This window comes from Actinomadura roseirufa (assembly GCF_900659635.1).
Taxonomy (GTDB): domain Bacteria; phylum Actinomycetota; class Actinomycetes; order Streptosporangiales; family Streptosporangiaceae; genus Spirillospora; species Spirillospora roseirufa.
Map to the genome: position 1 here is coordinate 1 of NZ_CAACVB010000147.1, position 20,137 is coordinate 20,137.

General features: G+C 71.9%; 22 protein-coding genes. 11 read left to right on the forward strand and 11 right to left on the reverse strand.

What is annotated here, in order from left to right; translation table 11 throughout:
- Nucleotides 1-122: 122 nt before the first annotated feature.
- From E1291_RS26450 to E1291_RS44730, 3 genes are read left to right on the forward strand one after another with little or no spacing between them, the layout of a single operon-like run.
- Nucleotides 123-1,793 carry an AMP-binding protein gene (locus E1291_RS26450; RefSeq protein ID WP_131740795.1) on the forward strand — a complete coding sequence of 557 codons (1,671 nt, stop codon included), beginning with the start codon at nt 123-125 and terminating at the stop codon, nt 1,791-1,793.
- A complete protein-coding gene (locus tag E1291_RS26455; protein WP_131740796.1) occupies nt 1,790-2,917 on the forward strand; it encodes a CaiB/BaiF CoA transferase family protein in 1,128 nt (375 codons plus the stop codon). The genes E1291_RS26450 and E1291_RS26455 overlap by 4 nt, the downstream gene beginning before the upstream one ends.
- 30 nt (nt 2,918-2,947) lie before the next feature.
- Complete coding sequence (locus tag E1291_RS44730) at nt 2,948-3,931, forward strand: NADPH:quinone oxidoreductase family protein (RefSeq protein WP_131740797.1); 984 nt, start codon at nt 2,948-2,950, stop codon at nt 3,929-3,931.
- 87 nt (nt 3,932-4,018) lie between these two features.
- On the opposite strand, the gene folP is transcribed toward E1291_RS44730, so the two are convergent.
- The gene (folP, locus tag E1291_RS26465) at nt 4,019-4,918 is read right to left on the reverse strand and encodes a dihydropteroate synthase (RefSeq protein ID WP_131740798.1); all 900 of its coding nucleotides are present in this window, start codon (nt 4,916-4,918) and stop codon (nt 4,019-4,021) included.
- Nucleotides 4,919-5,217: 299 nt separating this feature from the next.
- Between folP and E1291_RS26470 the strand changes: the two genes are divergently transcribed.
- Nucleotides 5,218-5,640: a hypothetical protein gene (locus E1291_RS26470; RefSeq protein WP_131740799.1), complete on the forward strand. Its 423-nt coding sequence runs from the start codon at nt 5,218-5,220 to the stop codon at nt 5,638-5,640.
- 27 nt (nt 5,641-5,667) lie between these two features.
- Here the strand turns inward: E1291_RS26470 and E1291_RS26475 are convergent, their stop codons facing one another.
- Entirely contained in the window at nt 5,668-6,402 is a 735-nt protein-coding gene (locus E1291_RS26475) for a GntR family transcriptional regulator (RefSeq protein ID WP_131740800.1), read from the reverse strand.
- Nucleotides 6,403-6,505: 103 nt separating this feature from the next.
- Complete coding sequence (locus tag E1291_RS26480) at nt 6,506-7,792, reverse strand: alkaline phosphatase (RefSeq protein ID WP_207400948.1); 1,287 nt, start codon at nt 7,790-7,792, stop codon at nt 6,506-6,508.
- A 243-nt stretch (nt 7,793-8,035) separates the two neighbouring features.
- Between E1291_RS26480 and E1291_RS26485 the strand changes: the two genes are divergently transcribed.
- On the forward strand, nt 8,036-9,241 hold the full coding sequence (locus E1291_RS26485; protein WP_131740801.1) for a PI-PLC domain-containing protein: 1,206 nt from the start codon (nt 8,036-8,038) through the stop codon (nt 9,239-9,241).
- 18 nt (nt 9,242-9,259) lie between these two features.
- Here E1291_RS26485 and E1291_RS26490 read toward each other — a convergent pair whose 3' ends face one another.
- From E1291_RS26490 to E1291_RS26505, 4 genes are all read right to left on the reverse strand, one after another.
- The gene (locus tag E1291_RS26490) at nt 9,260-10,285 is read right to left on the reverse strand and encodes a ligand-binding sensor domain-containing protein (RefSeq protein WP_131740802.1); all 1,026 of its coding nucleotides are present in this window, start codon (nt 10,283-10,285) and stop codon (nt 9,260-9,262) included.
- Between the two features lie 146 nt (nt 10,286-10,431).
- Nucleotides 10,432-10,770 carry an Imm51 family immunity protein gene (locus tag E1291_RS26495; protein ID WP_131740803.1) on the reverse strand — a complete coding sequence of 113 codons (339 nt, stop codon included), beginning with the start codon at nt 10,768-10,770 and terminating at the stop codon, nt 10,432-10,434.
- Nucleotides 10,771-11,361: 591 nt separating this feature from the next.
- Nucleotides 11,362-11,553, reverse strand: coding sequence for a DUF397 domain-containing protein (locus E1291_RS26500; protein ID WP_306434483.1), 192 nt, complete (start codon nt 11,551-11,553; stop codon nt 11,362-11,364).
- A complete protein-coding gene (locus tag E1291_RS26505) occupies nt 11,544-12,368 on the reverse strand; it encodes a helix-turn-helix domain-containing protein (RefSeq protein ID WP_131740805.1) in 825 nt (274 codons plus the stop codon). The genes E1291_RS26500 and E1291_RS26505 overlap by 10 nt, the downstream gene beginning before the upstream one ends.
- 278 nt (nt 12,369-12,646) lie before the next feature.
- On the opposite strand from E1291_RS26505, the gene E1291_RS26510 reads away from it, so the two are divergent.
- A complete protein-coding gene (locus E1291_RS26510; RefSeq protein WP_131740806.1) occupies nt 12,647-13,009 on the forward strand; it encodes a hypothetical protein in 363 nt (120 codons plus the stop codon).
- A 79-nt stretch (nt 13,010-13,088) separates the two neighbouring features.
- The gene (locus E1291_RS42250; RefSeq protein ID WP_165495292.1) at nt 13,089-13,319 is read left to right on the forward strand and encodes a hypothetical protein; all 231 of its coding nucleotides are present in this window, start codon (nt 13,089-13,091) and stop codon (nt 13,317-13,319) included.
- A gap of 331 nt (nt 13,320-13,650) precedes the next feature.
- On the opposite strand, the gene E1291_RS26520 is transcribed toward E1291_RS42250, so the two are convergent.
- Together E1291_RS26520 and E1291_RS26525 are read right to left on the reverse strand one after the other, a co-directional pair.
- On the reverse strand, nt 13,651-14,142 hold the full coding sequence (locus tag E1291_RS26520; RefSeq protein ID WP_207400949.1) for a hypothetical protein: 492 nt from the start codon (nt 14,140-14,142) through the stop codon (nt 13,651-13,653).
- 35 nt (nt 14,143-14,177) lie between these two features.
- Entirely contained in the window at nt 14,178-15,545 is a 1,368-nt protein-coding gene (locus E1291_RS26525; protein WP_131740809.1) for a diacylglycerol/lipid kinase family protein, read from the reverse strand.
- A 100-nt stretch (nt 15,546-15,645) separates the two neighbouring features.
- On the opposite strand from E1291_RS26525, the gene E1291_RS26530 reads away from it, so the two are divergent.
- Both E1291_RS26530 and E1291_RS26535 read left to right on the forward strand, forming a co-directional pair.
- Nucleotides 15,646-17,046, forward strand: coding sequence for a DUF2252 domain-containing protein (locus tag E1291_RS26530; RefSeq protein ID WP_131740810.1), 1,401 nt, complete (start codon nt 15,646-15,648; stop codon nt 17,044-17,046).
- Between the two features lie 102 nt (nt 17,047-17,148).
- On the forward strand, nt 17,149-17,775 hold the full coding sequence (locus tag E1291_RS26535; protein WP_131740811.1) for a GAP family protein: 627 nt from the start codon (nt 17,149-17,151) through the stop codon (nt 17,773-17,775).
- A 57-nt stretch (nt 17,776-17,832) separates the two neighbouring features.
- Here the strand turns inward: E1291_RS26535 and E1291_RS26540 are convergent, their stop codons facing one another.
- Nucleotides 17,833-18,261, reverse strand: a complete 429-nt coding sequence (locus E1291_RS26540) for a DUF7144 family membrane protein (RefSeq protein WP_131740812.1) — start codon at nt 18,259-18,261, stop codon at nt 17,833-17,835.
- Nucleotides 18,262-18,615: 354 nt separating this feature from the next.
- Here E1291_RS26540 and E1291_RS26545 point away from each other — a divergent pair, with 354 nt between their 5' ends.
- Together E1291_RS26545 and E1291_RS26550 are read left to right on the forward strand one after the other, a co-directional pair.
- Nucleotides 18,616-19,170, forward strand: a complete 555-nt coding sequence (locus tag E1291_RS26545) for an HdeD family acid-resistance protein (protein ID WP_165495293.1) — start codon at nt 18,616-18,618, stop codon at nt 19,168-19,170.
- A gap of 74 nt (nt 19,171-19,244) precedes the next feature.
- On the forward strand, nt 19,245-19,490 hold the full coding sequence (locus E1291_RS26550) for a DUF8691 family protein (RefSeq protein WP_131740814.1): 246 nt from the start codon (nt 19,245-19,247) through the stop codon (nt 19,488-19,490).
- Between the two features lie 35 nt (nt 19,491-19,525).
- Here the strand turns inward: E1291_RS26550 and E1291_RS45425 are convergent.
- Nucleotides 19,526-20,137, reverse strand: a 612-nt coding sequence (locus E1291_RS45425) for a helix-turn-helix domain-containing protein (RefSeq protein WP_131740815.1), incomplete at its 5' end; no start/stop codon positions are given.

Here is a 20,137-nt window from a genome sequence, read left to right on the forward strand (position 1 = left end):
CGAGCGGCGGCTGCGCGACGCCGTGTCGCTGCGCGCCGCCGCCGACCCCGGGGGCGCGGCCGTCCCCACCGCGCGGGCCCTCGCCGGTCTCGCCCCGATCCCCGTTCTCAGGAAGGACAGTCATGGCAGCCACGCCGACGCACCGGCCGCCGGCCGAGGCACTGGACGGGCAGTTCACCCCGATCGACGCTGAGACCGCCGCGCGCTGGCGGGCGGCGGGCTGGTGGGAGGGCCGGTCGATCCGCTCGCTGCTCACCGAGGCCGCCCGCACCCACCCGGACCGGATCGCCCTCGTCGGGCACCGGACCGGCGGCGGCCGGGTCACCCGGACCTACCGCGAGTTCGACCGGAACGCCCGCCACGCGGCCTCGGTGCTGGCCTCGCTCGGCGTCGGCGCGGGTGACGCGGTCGTGCTGATGCTGCCCAACCGGGTCGAGTACCCCGAGCTCGTCTTCGGCATCAACGGGCTCGGCGCGACCTACGTCGGCGTCCCGGTCGCCCACGGCGAGCGCCAGGCGGCGGCCGTCCTCCTGCGCAGCAGGGCGAAGGTGCTGGTCATCCCGCGCCGCTGGCGCAGCGGCGACCACCTGGAGCTGTCCCGCGCGCTGCGCGCCGAGTGCCCGGAGCTGGAGCACGTCATCGTCCTCGACGACGACGGCGCCGATCTCCGCGACGGCGAGTCGCTCTGGTCCGACCACGCCGGCGTGCCGGACCGCGCGTTCCCCGACCCGGACCCCGGCCGCATCTGCTACATCGGCTTCACCTCCGGCACCACGGGAGGCCCGAAGGGCGCCGTCCACACCCACGACACCCTGATCTACGCGATCCGGCGGCAGGCCGAGCACATCGGCGCCGCGGCGTTCGGGGAGCCGATGGTCCAGCTGGTGGCCTCGCCCGTCGGGCACCACACCGGGTTCGCCTGGGGCATCGTCTTCACGACGATGCTGGCCGGCACCGCCGTGCACGTGGACCGGTGGGACCCGGCGTGGGGCGCCCAGGTGATCCGCGACGAGGGCGTCACGACCTTCTTCGGCGCGCCCACCTTCCTCCAGGACATGCTGGACACCGACCTCGCCGGGGACCCGGCGTGCCCGCTGAGCTGCCTGGTGATCGCCGGCGCGCCCGTCCCGCGGAGCCTGCCCGCCCAGGCGGGCGCGGCCCTCGGCGCCTACATCGCGCCGGGCTGGGGCATGACCGAGTGCAGCATCGCCGTGTCGTGCACCCCGGCGGAGCCCGCCGCCATCCAGCGGACCGACGGCTCGGCCTTCACCGGCACCGAGATCAAGATCGTCGGCTCGAAGGGCGAGGACCTTCCGCCCGGCGAGGTGGGCGACCTGCTGGTGCGCGGGCCCGGCCTCACGGTCGGCTACTTCGACCGGCCGGACGCCACCGCCGACGCCTACCTGCCGGGGCTGTGGTTCAAGACCGGCGACCGGGCGAGCGTCGACGAGCACGGCTGGCTGTCGCTCTCGGGCCGCAGCAAGGACATCATCGTCCGCGGCGGCGAGAACATCCCGGTCACCGACCTGGAGTCGGTCCTGTCCGACCACCCCGACCTGCTGAACGTCGCCGTCGTGGGCGTCCCGGACGAGCGCCTGGGCGAGCGCATCTGCGCGGTGGTCGCGGTGCGGCCCGGACGACCCGAGCCCACCGTCGCGAGCCTCGCCGGGCACCTCCTCGCCCAGGGGTTCTCCAAGCACCACCTGCCCGAGCGGGTGGTCGTCCTGCCCGAGCTGCCGATGACGCCGAGCGGCAAGATCCAGAAGTTCGTGCTGCGGGAGATGTTCCAGTGACCGCCGATCCGCCGCTGACCGGGGTGAAGGTCCTCGACCTGTCCACCCTGCTGCCCGGCCCCCTCGCCACGCTCATGCTGGCCGAAGCGGGCGCCGACGTGGTCCGGCTGGAGCGGCCCGGACGCGGCGACGAGATGCGGAGCTACGAGCCGAGGTTCGGCGAGGCGAGCGCCAACTACGCCGTCCTCAACCGCGGCAAGCGCGCCTACGCCGCCGATCTCAAGGACCCTGACCAGCGGGACCGGGCCCTGGAACTGGCCGCCGAGGCCGACGTCGTGGTCGAGCAGTTCCGTCCCGGCGTCGTCGACCGGCTGGGCCTCGGGTACCCGGCCGTCCGCGCCCGCAACCCGAAGGTCGTGTACTGCTCCATCACCGGGTACGGCCCCACCGGACCGCACGCCGCGCGCGCCGGGCACGACCTCACCTACCTCGCCGAGTCCGCCCTCCTGGGCGTGGTGACCGGCCCCGACGGGGCGCCCGCGCTGCCCGTCACCGTCATCGCCGACATCGCGGGCGGCACCTACCCGGCCGTCGTCAACATCCTGCTGGCGCTTCGGCAGGCCGAGCGCACCGGCGAGGGCGCCCACCTCCAGGTGTCCATGACGCACAACCTCCAGGTGCTCGCGTACGGCTACTTCGCGGCGCACCAGGCCGGCGGTTCCTGGCCACGGCCGGGCGGGGAACTGCTCACCGGCGGGAGCCCGCGCTACCACCTCTATCCGACCTCGGACGGACGGCACGTCGCGTGCGCCGCCCTGGAGCAGCGGTTCTGGGACCGGCTCGTCGGGCTCGTCGGCCTGGAGCGGCGGTTCCACGACGACGCCGGGCAGGAGCGGGCCGTCATCGCCGCCCTGACCGCGATCTTCTCCGCAAAGCCCGCCGAACACTGGCGCGACCTGCTCGACGGCGAGGACGTGTGCACCAGCGTCGTCGCGACCTGGGACGAGGCCGTCGATGCGGGGCTGGTCGACGTCGCCGCGCCCGAGCGCGTGGCCGACCCCGCCGCGCCGGACCGGTCGTTCGCGACCCTGCCCAGCGCCCTCGACCCCACCGTGCGGCGGGTCGGCGGCACCCTCCCCTACCCGGACCTCGGCGCGCTTCCCGACGGTTCGCCCTGGGCCTGAGCCGGTTCACCTTCGAAGGAGCCACCCGACATGCGCGCAGCACTCGTCAAGGAGTTCGGGCCGCCGTCCGCCCTCGTCGTCGAGGAGGTGCCCGACCCCGTCCCCGGACCGGGCGAGGTGGTGATCGAGGTCGGCGCCGTCAGCGTCAACTTCCCCGACGTCCTCGTCGTCGAGGGGAGCTACCAGAACCTCCCCGAACGGCCGTTCAGCCCCGGCAAGGAGGCCGCCGGGCGGGTGATCCAGGCCGGTCCCGGCGCCGGGCGGTTCCCCGTCGGGCAGCGCGTCCTGGCCCTGGTGGAGCACGGGGCGTACGCCGAGCGGATCCGGGTGCCGGAGGACCTGGTGACGGCCCTTCCCCCGGGCGTCGGCTACGAGGCGGGCGCCGCCCTCGGCCTGGTGTACTCCACGGCGCACCTCGGGCTGCGCCGGCGCGGCCGGCTGGAGGCGGGCGAGACCGTCCTCGTCACGGGCGCCGGCGGCGGTGTCGGCTCGGCCGGGGTACAGCTCGCCAAGGCGTGGGGCGCCCGCGTCATCGCGCTCGCCCAGGACGAGGCCAAGGGCGCGCTCGCGCGGGCCCACGGCGCCGACGTCGTCCTCACCTCGCGTCCGGAGGCGCTGCGCGACGACGTTCTGGCGGCCACCGGCGGCAGGGGCGCCGACCTCGTGCTGGAGATGCTCGGTGGCGACTACCTCACCCAGGCCGTCCGGGCGACGGCCTGGGAGGGGCGGATCGTCATCGTCGGGTTCGCCTCCGGCGGCCAGAACCCGCTGAAGCCCGGACACCTGCTCGTCAAGAACATCAGCGTCGCGGGCCTGCAGAGCAGCGACTACCGCGACCGGCTCCCGGAGCTGATGCGCGCCACCATGGAGGAGATCTTCGCGCTCGCCGGGGAGGGCCGGATCGACGCCGCCGTCGACACCGTCTTCCCGCTGGAGAGGGCCGCCGACGCGCTGCGGTACGTCAAGGACGGCAAGGTCAAGGGCAAGGTCGTCATCAGCACCGGGCTGGGCTGACCGGCCACGATCCCACAACCCCGGTCAGGCTTCCCGAACCGGTCCCGGCGGCCGGCGTCGTTCGCGCGGGACGACCTCCCGATCGCGTCACACGAGGTTGTGGCGCGCGGTCGCGGGCGGACGCCAGCCGAGGATGCCCTCGACCATGCGGACGGCCTGCACCGCCTCCTCGACGTCGTGCACGCGCACGATGCGGGCACCCTGCATGATCGACACGACCAGCGTGGCGAGGGTCCCCTCGATCCGCGCGAGCTGCTCCCGGTCGAGCGTCTCGCCGATGAAGTCCTTGTTCGACACCGCGACGAGCAGCGGGTAGCCGATGTCGGCGATCTCCGCCAGCCGCCGCGTGAGCTCCAGCGAGTGGTAGGTGTTCTTGTTCAGGTCGTGGCCCGGGTCGATGATGATGTCCTCCGGGCGGACGCCGCGCCCCTCGGCCAGGGCGACCCGGTCGCGCAGGAACGCGGCGACCTCGGCGACCACGTCCTCGTACCGCGGGCGCGGGTAGGGCGTCCGCGGGTCGGCGAGGCTGTGGGTGACGATCAGGCCCGTCCCGGCCTCGGCGACCACGTCGGCGAGCGCGGGGTCGTGGAGCCCGCTGGTGTTGTTCAGGACGTCCGCGCCGGCGGCGAACGCGGCCCGCGCCACGTCCGGCCGGTACGTCTCGACGGAGATGACGGCGTCGGTGCGGGCCCGCGCGCCCTCGATGAGGGGCGCCACCCGGTCGATCTCCTCGGCGACGGTGACCGCCGGGCCGGGGCCGAACGGAACGCCTCCGATATCCAGCCAATCGGCGCCCTTGGCGAGCGCGTCGTCCACGGCGGCGAGCGCCTTGTCCAACGCGAAAGTCCGGCCGCGGTCGTGAAATGAGTCCGGCGTGCGGTTGATTATCGCCATAACGGCCACTCGGCGCGAGAAGTCGAACGCGCGCCGCCCGATCGTCCGCCGCGGGTTCTTGATCTCGGGATTATAGATCGTGCCGTGCGTCATCTGCGCCGCCCCTGGGTCCTGTGCTCCGGACCAGCATAGCCCGCACGGACCGGGCCGCACACGGCTCGCGGAGCCGGTGCGGGCACGCGGGCGGCGGCCGTCCGCACCGGGCTCGCGCGGCCGGCCGGCGCGGACCGGCGGAAGCCTTCTTCAGCACCTCTTCCACACGTTCCGGTGTCCATGTTCCTGCAAATCACCCGCGCCGGCGAGTGGCAATTAAGAATCCCCGCGTCCGCGCCATGCGAATGAGCGGGAGGAAGCCGATGCATCATCCGCGGCCGAATGGGAAGGACGCGCCCATGACTTCGCCTGATCACCAGGAACCCGACGAGGCGACCGTACGAGCGCTGGGCAAGCTGAGCGAGGCCCTGGAGACCATCGAACGCGCCCGGGGCAGCCTCTACTCATGGCACCAGCTCACGGGCAAGGCCGATTTCGAGCTCGGGGACGCCGTGGACCTGCTGGCGCGGGCCGGTCATCAGGACCTCGCCGACGAGCTGTCGCGCGAACTGGTCGGCCGCAACGTCCTCCCGGGACGCTGGAGCTTCCAGGCCGTGGAGGAGTACGACGACAGCTACTACGAGCCCATCCGGGATTTCGAGAAGCGCGCCCGGTCGGGCCTGGCGGACGGCAGGCGACATCTCTTCGAGGCCCGGCTCAAGGAACAACGCCGCACCCACGGACATCCCCACCACACCGCCGGACCTGACGGAAACCGATAGCGGGCCCACTCATGACCAGCGGAACGGCTAGACGGCGGGCCCGCGGGTCCTCAGGCCGAGGTGGATGCGGTACCTGTCGGCCCGGTAGGTGGAGAAGGCGACCTCGGCGCAGACCCTGCGGCTGAACGTCCGCCGGCTCAGGAAGAAGACGGTGTCGCCCCGCGCGATGCCCAGCGGCTCCGCCTCCCCCTCGTCCGCCGGGCCCGCCTCGATCGTCTGGTCGCCCTCGTCCATGACGATCCCGAACTCGCGCTCCAGCGCCCCGAACAGGCAGCCGCCGGGCGCACGGCGCTCGAACAGGTCGGGCGCGAGGGCCACCGGAATGTAGGAACGTTCCACCGCGATGGGCTCGCCGTCGGCGAGCCGCAGCCGCTCCAGGACGTGCACGGCCGCTCCGGGCGCCGTGCCGAAGAGCCCGGCCAGCCGCTCGTCCGCCTCGATCGTCCGGACGCCGAGGTCGAGGCAGCTCGGCCGCATCCCGAGCGCCCGCATGTCCTCGCCGAAGGACATCAGCTCCTTCGGCGCCCGCGTGACGGGCCGCGCCACGAACATCCCCTTGCCGTGGACGCGGCGCAGGCGGCCCTCCGCGACGAGCCGGTCGACGGCCAGCCGGACGGTCGCCCGCGACACCCCGAACCGGCGGCACATCTCGCGTTCGGACGGGACGGGCGCGCCGGGCGGCAGCCCACCCTGCTCGATCATGTGCAGGATGAGGGCGCGGAGCTGGACGTGCTTCGGCAGGGATCCGGAGGGATCGATCACCCCTCATGCATATCCGATCCGTCCGACCGCCGTCACCCGTGAACCCCGGACGTCACGGGCCCGGACGACGTCCTTCGTCCGGGCCCGCTTCACGCGCGGTCTTTCAGTGGCGAGAGGTGAGGATCTGCTGGAGCACCGTGTGCACGTACGTGTTGGGGTGCTTGCCGGAGAACTTGGCGGCCAGCGGGCCGCTGGCGGTCACCGGAACGTCCACCCCGGTGTGACCGGAGGTCGTCCAGTCGAGGGTGAAGGTCTTGTCGCTGCCCTTGATGGCGAACGGGCCGTCCTCGGCGGAGACGCCGGTGCCGGACTCGTCGTTGGGGTCGTTCTCCTCGACGGTCAGTCCGCCGCACTCGTGGTCGCCGGTGACGACCAGCAGCGTGTCGGGGTGCTTGGCCACGTAGGCGCGGGCGACCTTGACGGCCTTCTCCAGCTGCTCCAGCGACTGGAGAAGGCGGGTGCCGTTGTTGTTGTGGGCGAACTCGTCGATGCCCTCCTCCTCCACGAAGAGGAAGAAGCCCTTCTTGTTGCGGCTGAGGTTGCCGAGGGCCTTGGTGGTCATCGTCGCCAGGTCCACGACCGGGTTGTAGACGTCGCCCTGGCCCTCGGGACGCTGCTGGAACATCTCCTCATTACTGAACAGGCCCAGCAGCTTGCCGTCGCGGGCCTTGGCGAGCTGCTCGCGGCTCGTGACGTACCGGTAACCGGCGGACTTGGCCTTGCCGATCAGGTCGCCCTTGGTCCCCTGGCTCTCCTCGCTGGGGTCCTCGGCGGGGTGGTCGGGGAAGGCGCCGGGGGTGCCCTTGGGCAGCCACCAGTCCTCGCCGCCGCCCAGGATGACGTCGGGCTTGCTGACCTCGATGTACTGGCGGGCGATCTCGTCCTGCGCCTTGCGGTTGGCGGTACTGGAGAAGAACGCCGCCGGCGAGGCGTCGGTCACCTGCGCGGTGGTCACCAGGCCGGTGGCCTTGCCCGCCGCCTTGGCCTGCTGCCCCAGATACGCCAGCGGCTTGCCGTCGGTGTCAACGCTGATCGCGCCGTTGTAGGTCTTCTTGCCGGTCGCCCACGCCGTCGCCGCGGCGGCCGAGTCGGTGATGACCGACTTAGGGTCGTGCGGGCTGGTGGTGAGCTGCCCGGACGCCGGGAGCCGGTCCATCTCGAGCTGGCCGTCGAGGCCGGCCAGGTGCAGCCGGGCGGCCTCGCGGTGCGCGGCGGCCATCCCGTCCCCGTTGATGAAGATCACGTTCTTGGCGCCCCCGTGCCGGGGGTGGGTCTGGGGGGACGCCGACGCGCCCAGCACCGGGTTGACCACCATCGTCGCCGTCGCCGCGGCGACCGCCGCGGCCAGGGGGGCGGCCCACCGTCGCGCGCGATGCACCTGCTCGCTCACCGAAACCTCCAAAGAGAAACGTCCATGTACGCGCGTGCCTACAAGTTGCTCTCGGACCGTAGGGACCGGCTCTTCGACAAGGAACCTAGCCGACCCTCGAACGCCGGGAAACGTCCTCGGTCATCCGCAGTGTCACGGTGCCGGAACCGGCCGTCATTGATCAGGACCGAGACCCGGAATTCGGGCCCGGAGTTGGGCCCGAAGGCCCTGGAGACTCCCTCACAAGAAGACGATCATCGACCTATGGGACATCGCGACAGGGGGGCGACGTCGCTGGAGTACGGCGCTCTCATCCTGGTGGTCGCCGCGCTCTGCGGGGGCTTGGCGAGCACGGTCTCCGACCGGCCCGTCCGGGCATGCCGGAACGCCGTATGCCAGATATTCGGCGGCGATTGCGGAAAACAGGGCATCCGCTCAGCGGCGAAGGACGGAGCGTCACCGGCAGGCGAGGACGGCCGTCAGGTACAGCCCCTCGTGGCGACCCGTCCGGCGGATGCCGCGCCCGTACAGGACAAGCCGCCGATCCCCAAGCAGGTCTGTTCCCCCGATCCGGACGCCAAGTGGGTCGAAAAGCTCAACGCCCACAACGACTACGAGAACAAGGCACCTCTGAAGGGCGCGCTGAGCAACGGCGTGACCAGCGTCGAGGTGGACTTGGCGTTCGATCCGTACAACCGGCTGGTGGTCACCCACAGTCCCGTCGGAGATCCGGAGGGCAAGGAATTCCGCAAGACCTATATCGAACCGCTCATCAAGCGCGCCGAGCGGAACAACGGGCAGATCTACCCGGGCCGGACCGAGAAATTCCAGGTCTTCGTCGAGGTCAAGTTCGATCGGGGCGACGCCAAGCGCCGGAAAGAGGCGTACGACAAGATCATGGCGGCGACCCGGGGACTTCCGGAGAACGTGGAGGTCGTCCTGCCGGTCAGCCTCTCCCTAGGGCAGAAGGACGCTCATCCGGTGGAGCACCCGCCGCCCGGCGTCACCTACTCCCAGCAGTTCGACCGATGTGACTCCAGAAGCAAGCCGGGGTGCGAGAACGGCGAGCTGTGCCGGATTCCGGACGCGCTCAACCCCGCCGTGCCGAAGAGCGGCCCGGCCGCCGACTACCAGCGGAACGTGACCGTCCTCAACGACGGCTTCAAGGAGTGCGTGTCACGTGACGGCGGCTCCCTGTCCGAGGAGGAGAAACGGCAGTACCAGATCCTCGTCGACCGGGCTCACAACGCGGGCCTGAAGGTGCGCATCTGGGGCGCGCCCGACGGTTCCGTTCGCGCCCCGATGTCGCCCGGGCAGTTCGTGCCGTGCCGGTTCAAGAGCTGCCGCAACGACCAGCGGCACGACTGGTGGAACCTGGCGATCGGCACGGGCACCGACTACCTCGTCAGCAACCACCTCGGCACCGGCGCCGACTGGCTCAGGCACTGCGGGTCGCCGAAGAAGAGGTAGCGCCGTCCCAAGGACGCCCTACCCGCGGTTGGTGAAGATGGCCCCGGTGGTCAGCGAGTTGGACGGGTCCTCATCGAGATAGGTCCCCGCGCCCCAGACCCGGGTGGTGCCACGGACGTTGGCGAGCGCGCCCACCGACAGGAACCGGCTCGGAGGGTTGGGAAGGGCGGTGGGCGTCCAGCGCCCCCCGGCGTAGTGGTAGACGGCCCCGGCCCAGACCGAGTCGGCCGCCCACAGGCCGCCGCGTCCGTCGGCGGTGACGGCGACGAAGCCGTCCCCCCGGGGCAGGACGGTGCGGCTCCACTTCCGCCCGTCCCAGTGCAGGATGAGCGGGCGCCCGTTGGCGCTGCCCACCGCCCAGACGTTGTTCGGGCGGAACGCGACGATGTCGCGGAGCTGGCTGGGCGCGGGAATGGACGGCAGGCTCTGGCGCCGGTACCGCTTGCCGTCCCAGTGCGCGATGGCCGCGCCGGAGCCGCCGTTCTGGCCCGCGAACCACACGTCCTTGGTGTTCGAGGCGGCCACCGAGCGGACGGTGACGCCCACCCCACTGAACTTCCAGGTCCGCCCGTCGTAGTGGCCGGCGGAGGTGCCCGCGCCGACCCAGACGTCCCGCGGCCCGAGGACCTTGGCGCCGGTGACCGTCCGCCCGCCCAGGTCGTGGGACCGCCAGCGGGCGCCGTCCCAGCGCGCGGCCAGGCCGTGGCCGCCGTACCTCCCGAAGATCCACAGGTCGCTCGCCGACGAGGCGTCGACCGTGCCGAGGTACGTGCCGTCCGCGGCCCGGAGCGGGACGGCGACCTTCACCCAGGTCGAGCCGTTGAAACGCTGGAGCAGCGGCGTCCGGCCGTCGTCCCCGACGGCCCAGGCCGCGCGCGGCCCCACGGCCGCCACGTCCCGCAGCGCGACCGCCCGCGCGGGGTCGCGAACCTCCTTGACGACCCGCCACGAGGGTGCGGCGGCCAGCGCGCCCGGCGCGCCCGCGACCATCACCGCCAGTCCCGCAGCCGCACCGATCGTCCGGCCCGTCATTCGCCTGTTCATCGCGCCTCCCGAGGGTCCCCGTCTGCCTGTACGACGCGTGAGCGGACGGGCGGTTGACGGGGTGACCCCACTCGGCATGGACGAATCGGCATGGGCGAGAACGGCACCTCGCCGGACGGGCCGCGCCATCCGGACCGGGCCGAAGATCAGTCGTCGAACTCGAAGCCGGCGGCCTCGGCCGCCCCCACGAGGCTCCGCATCCGGTCGCCGTCCGCCGCGACCGCGCTCAGCAGCCCGCCCAGCTCCTGGAGCGCGTCCCGGTCGGCGCCGTACGCGCAGAACATGCTTCCTTCCGGGTCGTAGGAGAACCGCCCTTCGAGGGCCCCCGCCTCCGTGCTCACGAGGAACCGCGCGACGCCCTCCCAGAAGTAGCCGTTCGGCTCGTGACCGAGCTCCTCGACGAGCCCGTCCACCTGGGTCGTCCCGGCGTCCAGCAACAGCGAAAAGGCCCCGGGCCTGCTCTCGATCAACCTCAGCGGATTCATCGGACGAGCATGGCAGCCCGGAGGCGAAGCCGGCGCCACTGGCCCTGCCACGGGAACGCGGCGAGCCGGAGGCGAGTCCTCGCCTCCGGCTCTGGAGCGTTTCTTTGCCAGGGGGGTGGTCAGGCGTTGCACCTCTGCTGGCCGGACGCCGGGACGGGGGCGGGCTGGGGGCGGAGTGTGACGACGGCCAGGGCGACGGCGGCGGCGCCGACGAAGGCCGCTTGACTGGCCGCCGCCTGACTCACACCACCACCCGAACACGGGTCGGCCCCCTGCGGTGACTCGACCACCGCGCCGGGGCCTTGATCAGACACCCGAGATGCTGCCGTTCTCCCGGTCCAGCGCCTCGAAGAGCCGCGTCTTCAACTCCTCAAACCCACGATCCCCGCAACTCCCTGTCCAGGGTGTTGCGGGGATCGCTAGAACTCGTCATGTCCGCGCGCGGCGTCGTCATTCGCAGGGGCCTACAGGTCGTGTGAGCCTGCGCGAATCTCTCCGACGAACGCCGTGAACTCTGCGCGACTGAACCCAGCCCGGGACCGGCAGGGTCCTTGGAGTCCCGCACAGCGACTACGAGTGGGGCAGGGACGTCTATAGGTCGTAGTCGCCTTTCCGGATGGCTTCAAACAACGCCGCCATCTCAGCGACGGTAAACGCGTGCTTCGGCCCGTCAGGGTTTGTACTGTCACGCGTGCCGATAACGGCATTTGACAGACGCGCCAACTCGACACAATCCGGCCCTCCATTACCACTGTAGGAGGACTTGCGCCAGCTCATTTCCATCTTTCTACCGCCTTCGCTATTAGCTCGACTGATTGTTCTACTGATAGCGCCTCGTCACGACTCGCCTCCCACACGTGCTCCATGACCGCAACGTCTTCGCAGTGTTCGAGGACATCACCGCCGAATGCGTCGTCCACCCACGCGAATCCCCGCCCATCCATAGTCGCGATATGGAAGTTTCCCGCCAGTCCGGCATACTCACCGACGCTCACAGGAACAATGTTGATCCGTACGTTCGGCTGTTTGGCCATCTCCAACAGCTTGAAAAGCTGATCATGCATCGTCCTTGGCCCGCCGATCGACCGATATAGAGCGCCCTCATCCATGACGGCGACAAACATGATGTCATTTTCTGGTGCTAGGATCTCTTGTCGATCCATTCTCCGCTGAACCTGTTTGTCTATGTTGGAGATGCGCCTTCCAGATGACTCGATGACCGCCCGCGCGTAGTCCGGGGTTTGAAGCAAGCCAGGGACGAGCAGAGGGTGATGCGAGCGAATCAATGTCGATCCCGCCTCGATCTCTCGCCACCGGTCCATATACTCTGGCACGCGCTCGTTCTTCACGAGATCTTTGCCGATCTCCGACAAAAGCTCTTTTGTGTCGAAGATCTCATCCAGCCGTCTTAGGTCGTCAACTTGCGGTACGCGACGTCCGCTTTCCCAGGCTTTGACGAGTGATTCGCTCCGAATTACCGACTTGGCCAGTCCCGCCGGTGTCATCACTCTGCCCGTTTCGGGGTCGAACGTCGACTCGCGTAGACGCCGGATCTGCCTAGCAAGGAACGTACGCGGCGTCATGCGATTGTTGGCCATGAGCGGATACACCTCGGTACACGGGGGGCTCGGGTCTTGTCAGTCCGCTGTGGTTGTGCCTTGCCTACCGATCGTAAGCCTTCACCTACACCCTGGGAACAGCAAAGCCGCAGGCAGATCGGGAATCCGGGTGAGGTGGACATGACGGACATGCGGGCTCGTGGGGTTTCGTGGGTCTCGCGTGTCGTCACTGACGCTGACCGGGCCCCGAATGCAAGCGGCCCCGGACGCGGTGACTCAACCACCGGCCGGGGCCTGACCGAAAGCGAGGTTCGGCTATGGGCAAGGGTAACGAAGCGGGCGAGATAGACCCGGGTGAGCGCTCCGGCGATGCCGATCATCCGGACGCTTACGCGCGGCTCGGGGCGTTGATGTCGAGGCTGCACGTCTACGGACTGGAGACGGTTCTTCAGCGGCGCAAGCTGATCGTCATCAACCCGAAGGCGCCGGGCTGCTGTGACTACGTCCCACGCCCCGCCGACACGATCGCCTGCAAGCCGCGCGAGGACGACGGCGGGCGGTTGTGGTTCGTGACGTCGTGGGGTGAGCCGATCGCCGAGGCGAACCACATCGTCGACGCGGCCCTGACCGTCGCGACGACGCTCGGTGCGGCGACGTCCGAGAGCGGCGCCGGTGAGTGAGTCCGAGCGTGGACGCGGGGGGACGGGTAAAGCGGCAGAGCCCCCCGCGTCCGCTTCACCGGCCGAGCGTCTCGACGAGGTGGCGACCCTGCTGACGCGGCGGTTCTCCGGTGTCTACGCCACCCGTCCGGGCGGTGGGAGCACGCTGTACCTGATCCGCTCCGGCGCCGGACCCCGGTACGTCCTGTGGTCGCGGTGCCGTTCGGCCTACGTCTGGTACGGCGAACCCGACCACGGCGAGCAGGTCGGCACGACCGCCGAGCAGGCGGCCGAGGTGATCGGCGAGGCGCTGAACCTGCCCAGGGCGTAGACGCGGCGCAAGCCGTTCAGTCCGGCGCGGCGAGGGACCGGGGGCGGCCAGTCCGTCCGGATGGGTCTTGCTCGCCGTGAAGAGCTGGGGTGGCGTCGCGTTCCGACCGCTGCGGCCCGACGACGCCACCCCTTGCAGTCTGCGGCCCCAGGGTGCTCCGGCGCCCTGGGGCCGCAGCCTTGCCGCTCCCACCTGGCCGAAGCCGAACTCGCGCTGCATGTCGGGAACGGCCACCCCGATGATCGAGGTGTCCATGATGACCATGAACTGGGCGGTGGCGAGGGCAATTGCCGTGACCGTAACAAACCCCCTTGGGCTTATGGCCCCGGGGCTAGTGGGACATCACGACCTTCAGGGCGATGATGACCAGCCCCAGCAGGAGGTTGACCAGGCCGGACATGAGGACGATCGGGGGCCGCGCGCCCACCCGGAGCGAGGCCGCCATGCCCCAGCCGAGCTGGCCCGCCAGCGCGACCGCCAGGGCGATCCAGGCGATGGTGGAATCGGCCAGGCCAAGGATCCACCCGGCGAAGGCCGCGGCGGCGGGAGGGACGGCCGCCTCGGCCAGGGGCCGTTCGGAGGCGCCGACGGATCTGAGCTCGGCCCAGTCCCAGGCGGCGCCGCGCGTGCGGTCCCCCACCAGCCGGGCGTAGACGTGCGCCGTCCAGAACGCCAGTCCGGTGGCCAGCAGCAGGAGCGCCAGCGAGAGCGCGGGGGCCGCGCCCGCGCCGGGCCCGGTGCCGGCGATCACCGACGCGGCCAGCAGGGAGCCGTACACCGCGCCGGTGTAGTCGGTGCCCGGCCTTTCCCGCTGTGCCGACATGGGAGACATCGTCGGGCGCCGGGGGCCGCCGCGTATCACCCGCGGCGGAGGAGCGGGGCGCGGCGGGACCCCGGGGAACGGGAGCGGAGGCGTGGCCAGGCCAGGTGGTGCAGGCGGCGCCAGTCCATCGGACGCTTCGCCCGGGGGACACCCGGGCGCAGGCGCGGGACCCGGACGCGCAGCGCGTCCGGGCTGATCTCGCAGGTGACCGGCGCGGGGAGGGTCAGCGCCTCGCCGTCGACGCCGACCGCGATCTCGGCCGCGTCGGCGTCGACGACGACCTCCCGGCGGGTCAGCGCGGTCAGGCCGGGGTATCGGCCGCCGCGCAGCAGCCCCGCCGCCTGCGCCGCGCTCGCGACCCTGATGCCGAGCACGCCGAGGACGCCGGAGTCCAGGCGGTCCCGGTGCGCGAGGCCCGCCGGGTCGCCCGTCCGGTAGGGGTTGTTGCTGATCAGGACGGCCTGGGGGGCGTCGATGACGACGTCCCCGGCGTGGACGGTGAGCCGGGGGCCGCGGTGGCGGGTCAGGAGGTCGGGGAGCATGTCCAGGGTCGTGTGGACCTTGTCCTCCCGGTACGCGGGGCTCTGCACGACGGCCGCGTAGGCGCCGAAGGACGCGTTGTTGACGAAGACGCGGCCGCCCGCGAAGCCGAGGTCGATGTGCAGCTCGACGCCGTCGGTGAGGGCGTCCAGCCCGGCCGCCGGGTCGTCGCGGTCGAGACCGAGGTCCATGGCGAGGTGGTTGCGGGTACCGGCCGCGATGACCAGGAACGGCAGGCCGCGGCGGGCGGCGACCGCGGCGACCAGGGCCTGGGTGCCGTCGCCCGCCGCGACGCCGAGCAGGTTGGCGCCGTCGTCCGCGGCGGACCGCGCGAGCGCCGCGACGTCCTGGGGATGGTGGGGGTCGAGCACCACGACGTCGGCGCCGAGGCGGCGGGCCTTGTCCGCCAGGTGGAACCGGACGACCTTCCCGCCGCCCGACACCGGGTTCATGATGAGGAACGGCCGCCGCGGCGGCGGCGTGGAGTACTCGGGTGGTCCGTCCGGGCCGGTGTCCATGCTCAGGGCGGCCCGGCCGGTGACGAGCGCCAGCGTCCACAGGGCGGACGCGAGAAGGACGACCCAGAGCAGGCCGACCGTCACGTAGTACACCAGGACCGCCACGGGCGTGCTCACGGCCAGGATCGCCGCGAGGATCCGGGGCACACCGCGGTTGGTCAGCGCCCACCACACCGCCGCAGCGGTGACGGCCGCGCCCGCGGCCCCGACGCCCAGCAGCAGGAGGCTCCTCAGGCCCGCCGACGCCAGTGCCAGCGCGACGGCGAGGACGGCCACGGCGATCGCGGAACGCGCGGTCCACGCCTGCGCGCGGCGGCCGCGCGGCGGTTCGGCCGGTGCCTCCACCGTCCCAGTTCACGCTCGGGAACGGGAGCGCGCATCACCTCGTCCGGGTGATGCGGTCCGGGCGCCGGGCGGCGAGCCTGCGGAGGGAAGGAGGCCGCCCATGACCATGGACAACAATCATCTGACCACCGCCGAGCGGGCCGCGTACGGCAAGGCCGTGCGGGCGACGATGCCGCGCGGCGCGCACGCCGGGTTCGAGCCGGACGCGACGCGCCCGGATCCGCTGGACGTGATCGAGCGGCAGTCCGCGCGGCGCGTCCCCGAACTCGTGCCGATCCGGTACGGCCGCATGCTGGAGTCGCCCTTCCGGTTCTACCGGGGGGCCGCCGCGATCATGGCGCGGGACCTGGGCGCGATGCCGCGCACCGGGATCACCGTGCAGCTGTGCGGGGACGCGCACCTGCTGAACTTCCGGCTGCTGGCCTCGCCCGAACGGCACCTGATCTTCGATCTCAACGACTTCGACGAGACGCTGCCCGGCCCGTTCGAATGGGACGTCAAGCGGCTCGCGGCCAGCCTCGTCATCGCGGGCCGGGCCAACGGCTTCACGGCGGGACAGTGCCGCAGGATCGTGCGGAGCTGCGTCCGCTCGTACCGGGACAGGATGCGCGCGCTCGCGGGCATGGGCACCCTCGACGTCTGGTACGCCCGCGACGACGCCGACCAGGTCCGGGCGCTGCTGCCCGGCAAGATCGGCAAGGACGTCCGGCGCCGGGCGACCCTGGCGGCGGCCAAGGCCCGCACCCGGACCAACCTCCAGGCCTATGAGAAGCTCACCCGGGTCGTCGACGGGGTCCGCCGGATCAACCCCGACCCGCCGCTGCTCGTCCCCATCCACGACCTGCTGGGCGATGCCGAGCGCGCCCGGTTGGAGGACTCCCTGGGCGAGCTGATCGCGAAGTACGGGGCCAGCCTCCCGTCCGAGCGCAGGCACCTGCTGGACCGGTTCCACCCGGTGGACGTGGCGCGCAAGGTCGTCGGGGTCGGCAGCGTCGGTACCCGCTGCTGGATCATCCTGATGATGGGCCGCGACGACGAGGACCCGCTGCTGCTCCAGGCGAAGGAGGCCGACGAGTCGGTGCTGGCGCCGTTCGCCGGCGCGAGCCGCTACCGCAACCAGGGCCGGCGGGTCACGGCCGGGCAGCGGCTGATGCAGGCGGCCGGTGACATCTTCCTCGGCTGGGACCGGATCACCGGCATCGACGGCCGGGAGCGCGACTTCTACGTGCGGCAGCTGCGCGACTGGAAGGGGATCGCCCAGCCCGAGACGATGGCGCCGGACGCGATGGCGCTGTTCGGACGGCTGTGCGGCGCCTCCTTGGCCCGCGCCCACGCCCGCTCCGGCGACCCCATCGCCATCTCCGCCTACCTGGGCTCGGGCGACGCCTTCGACCGGGCGCTCGCCGAGTTCGCCGAGGGGTACGCCGACCAGAACGAGCGGGACCACTGGGCGCTGACCGGCGCCGTCCGCGACGGCCGTCTCCCGGCCGAGCAGATGTGAGGCCCGGCGGCCGGGAGGTGAGACCGGCTGATACGTGGGCATCGGGAGGGTGAACGGAGGGCCGGTGCCGTGCGGCGGCGGTGCCAACCGGGGGGAGCACCGTTGGACCTGCAGATTCTTCCGCTCGCGATCACCATGATGGCGGGCCCGCAGATCATGTCCGCGATCATTTTCGTGACGACCGGGAAGGCGGTGCCCGTCTCGCTGGCGTTCCTGCTCGGCGTGGCCGTGGCCGTGACGGCGGGCGTCGCCATCACCCGCGGCATCTTCGCGCTGCTGGGCCACGGCGTCTCGTTCGGCAGTTCCTCCGACTCCGGGTCGGCGGGAAAGATCATCCAGTATGTGCTGATCGCCCTGCTGATCGCGGCGGCGCTGCACAACTACGTGAAGCGCGCGACGATCGAGCCGCCCCGCTGGCTCGGCGGCCTGATGGACGCCGGGCCCCGCAAGGCGCTGATCACGGGCCTCCTGGTGATCCTGCTGATGCCCTCGGACATCATGGTGATGCTGACCGTGGGCGCCCACATGGAACAGCACCACCTCGGCTTCGCCGCCGCGCTGCCGTTCATCGGCCTGACCGTGCTGGTCGCGGCGCTGCCGCTGCTCGTCCTGCTGCTCTTCCACCGGCGCGCGGTGCGGGTGATGCCCGCGGTCCGGACGTGGATGAACTCGCACGCCTGGCTGATCAACATCATCACCTGCCTGATCTTCATCGCGCTCATCCACTGACCGCGCCGGCCGGCCGGACTGCCCGGCCGGGACGCCACCGGGGCGTCCCGGCGCCGGTCAGTCGGCGGCCCGGGGCGAGTACTTCACCAGCGCCCAGATCACCGTGACGTCCAGCGCGATGATCAGGAAGGACCAGACGGGGTAGTGGGGCAGGAACATGAAGTTCGCGATGCCGCTCGCCACCGCCAGGACGATGCCGATCGCGCGCGCCCAGAGCTGCCCGGTGAACACGGCGAACCCGGCCACGGCCACGACGATGCCGAGCACCAGGTGCGCCCAGCCCCAGGTCGAGACGTCCCACTTGAAGACGTAGTCGCCGCGGACCGCGTACAGGGTGTTGGTACGGATCGCGGCGAGCCCGAGCAGCGCGCCGAACACCCCGGACATGATCATGAGGCAGCCGGCGAAGATGGAGAAGCCCATCGCCGCCGCGGGCACCTCGTGGGCGCCCGTCCGGGTCGATCCGCGGTGCGTGTGACCGATCATTGTCTTCCTCCTGACATCGTGGCTGTCCTGCCGCGTTCATCGTCGGTTCCGCGGGGGTCACGCGGATCACCCGTGGCGGATGAGATGGACGGGGCGGACGCGGACCCCGCACAGCGCTCGCGCCCTGCCCGGCCCGTGCCCGCGCCGTGCCCGGCCCGTGCCCGCCGGGGCCGTATCACCCGCGGCGGAGGATGGCAGCGGCCGGACGAGCCGATGACATGGGTGGAGCCCGTCGCCGGGACCGTCCCGGAACCCGACGAGCGCACGTGCCGGGGAGGGCCCGCCATGTCGACGACGTCACCGCATGCGGGCGGACGCGCGGGCGGGACCGCGCCTCCGCCCATCTGGAGGAACATGGCCGGGCACCTCACGGGGGACGCCTGGGCCGTCGCGCTGACCGGCGGGGTGGCCGCGCTCGCCTTGGGGCTGGCCGTCGTGATCTGGCCGGACGTCACCATCGGGGTGCTCGCCGTCCTGGTCGGGCTGCAACTGATCATCAACGGGGTCTTCCGGCTCGTGCAGGCGGCCGGGGAGGGCGGCCCGGCGGGCATGCGGGCGCTGCTGGCCGTCCTCGGGGCGCTGTCGCTGGCCGTGGGCGTCCTCGCGCTGCGCGACCCGTTCCAGACGGCCACCGTGCTCGCCGTGCTCTTCGGCCTGTTCTGGCTGATCGGCGGGGTCATCGAGGGCGTCGCGGTGCTCGCCGACGGCTCCCGCGAGGGCCGGGCCGGCGGGCTGCTGCTCGCCGCGCTCTCGGTCGTGGCCGGAATCGTGGTGCTCGCCTACCCCTCCGCCGGGCTGGTCGCGCTGACCTGGCTGTTCGGGCTGTGGCTCATCACCTGGGGGATCGTGACGATCCTCGTGGCGCTGTGGATACGGGGCGCCCGCAAGCGCGCGGCGGCGGCGCGGTGATCCGGAGCCGTCCCCCGTCGCGAGGTCGCCGGCCGCGGACCCGGGAGCCGGGCCCGGGAGAGGAGACGAGCGGGGTGCGGAAAACGAACGACGGCGTACGGGGCGCGACCCGCGACTACGAGATCAGGATCAGGGGCCGCGTCGACGCCCCGTTCCGGCTCGCGTTCGAGGATCTCAGCATCACCCTCAACCCCGTCGAGACGGTGATGCGCGGCGCCGACCTGGACCAGGCGGCGCTGTACGGGATCCTCGAACGCATCCAGGACCTCGGGTTCGAGCTGATCGAGGTCCGCAGGCTCCCGCCCGCGCCGTCCACGTGACCGCCGGGCCGGGCCGCCGCCTCGGCGGGCGGCGCCTACAGCAGGTCGAGGTGGTGCGCCCGGCGGACGGCCTCGCCCCGGCGGGTCACCGCGAGCTTCCGGTAGATGCTCTTCAGGTGGGTCTTCACGGTGTTGACCGAGACGCACATCTCGGCCGCGATCTCGTCGGTGGTCAGCATCTCCGACAGCAGGCCGAGCACCTGCAGCTCCCGTGCGCTCAGCCGGTCGACGGCCACCGGGGCGCCGGTGCCGCCGTCCGCCGCGCTCCCCGCCGCGTTCTCCGGCGAGTTCCAGGGCGCGCCGTCCCCGGTCACCGGGCCGAGCGGCTCGATGAGGCCGCGGTGCGGGCGGAGCAGGTCGGGGTCGCCGCGCAGCACCGGGAACAGCCAGCTCCTGGCCTGCGCGAAGGGCAGGCTGATCCGCTCCCGCTCGCCGAGCCGGAGCGCGTGCTCCAGGGACCGGCGCCCCTTCGACCCGTCCTCGGCGCGGTAGGCCAGGCGGGCGTCCAGCAGCCACGCCTCCACCCGCACGTCGGCCGGGACGGCGGCGGACTCCACCAGCGCCGGGCGGACGGTGCGCGCCGCGGCCGCCGGGTCAGATCGGAAGAGCGTCGTGTAGGGAAAGAGTGTAGATCTCGGTGGTCGCCG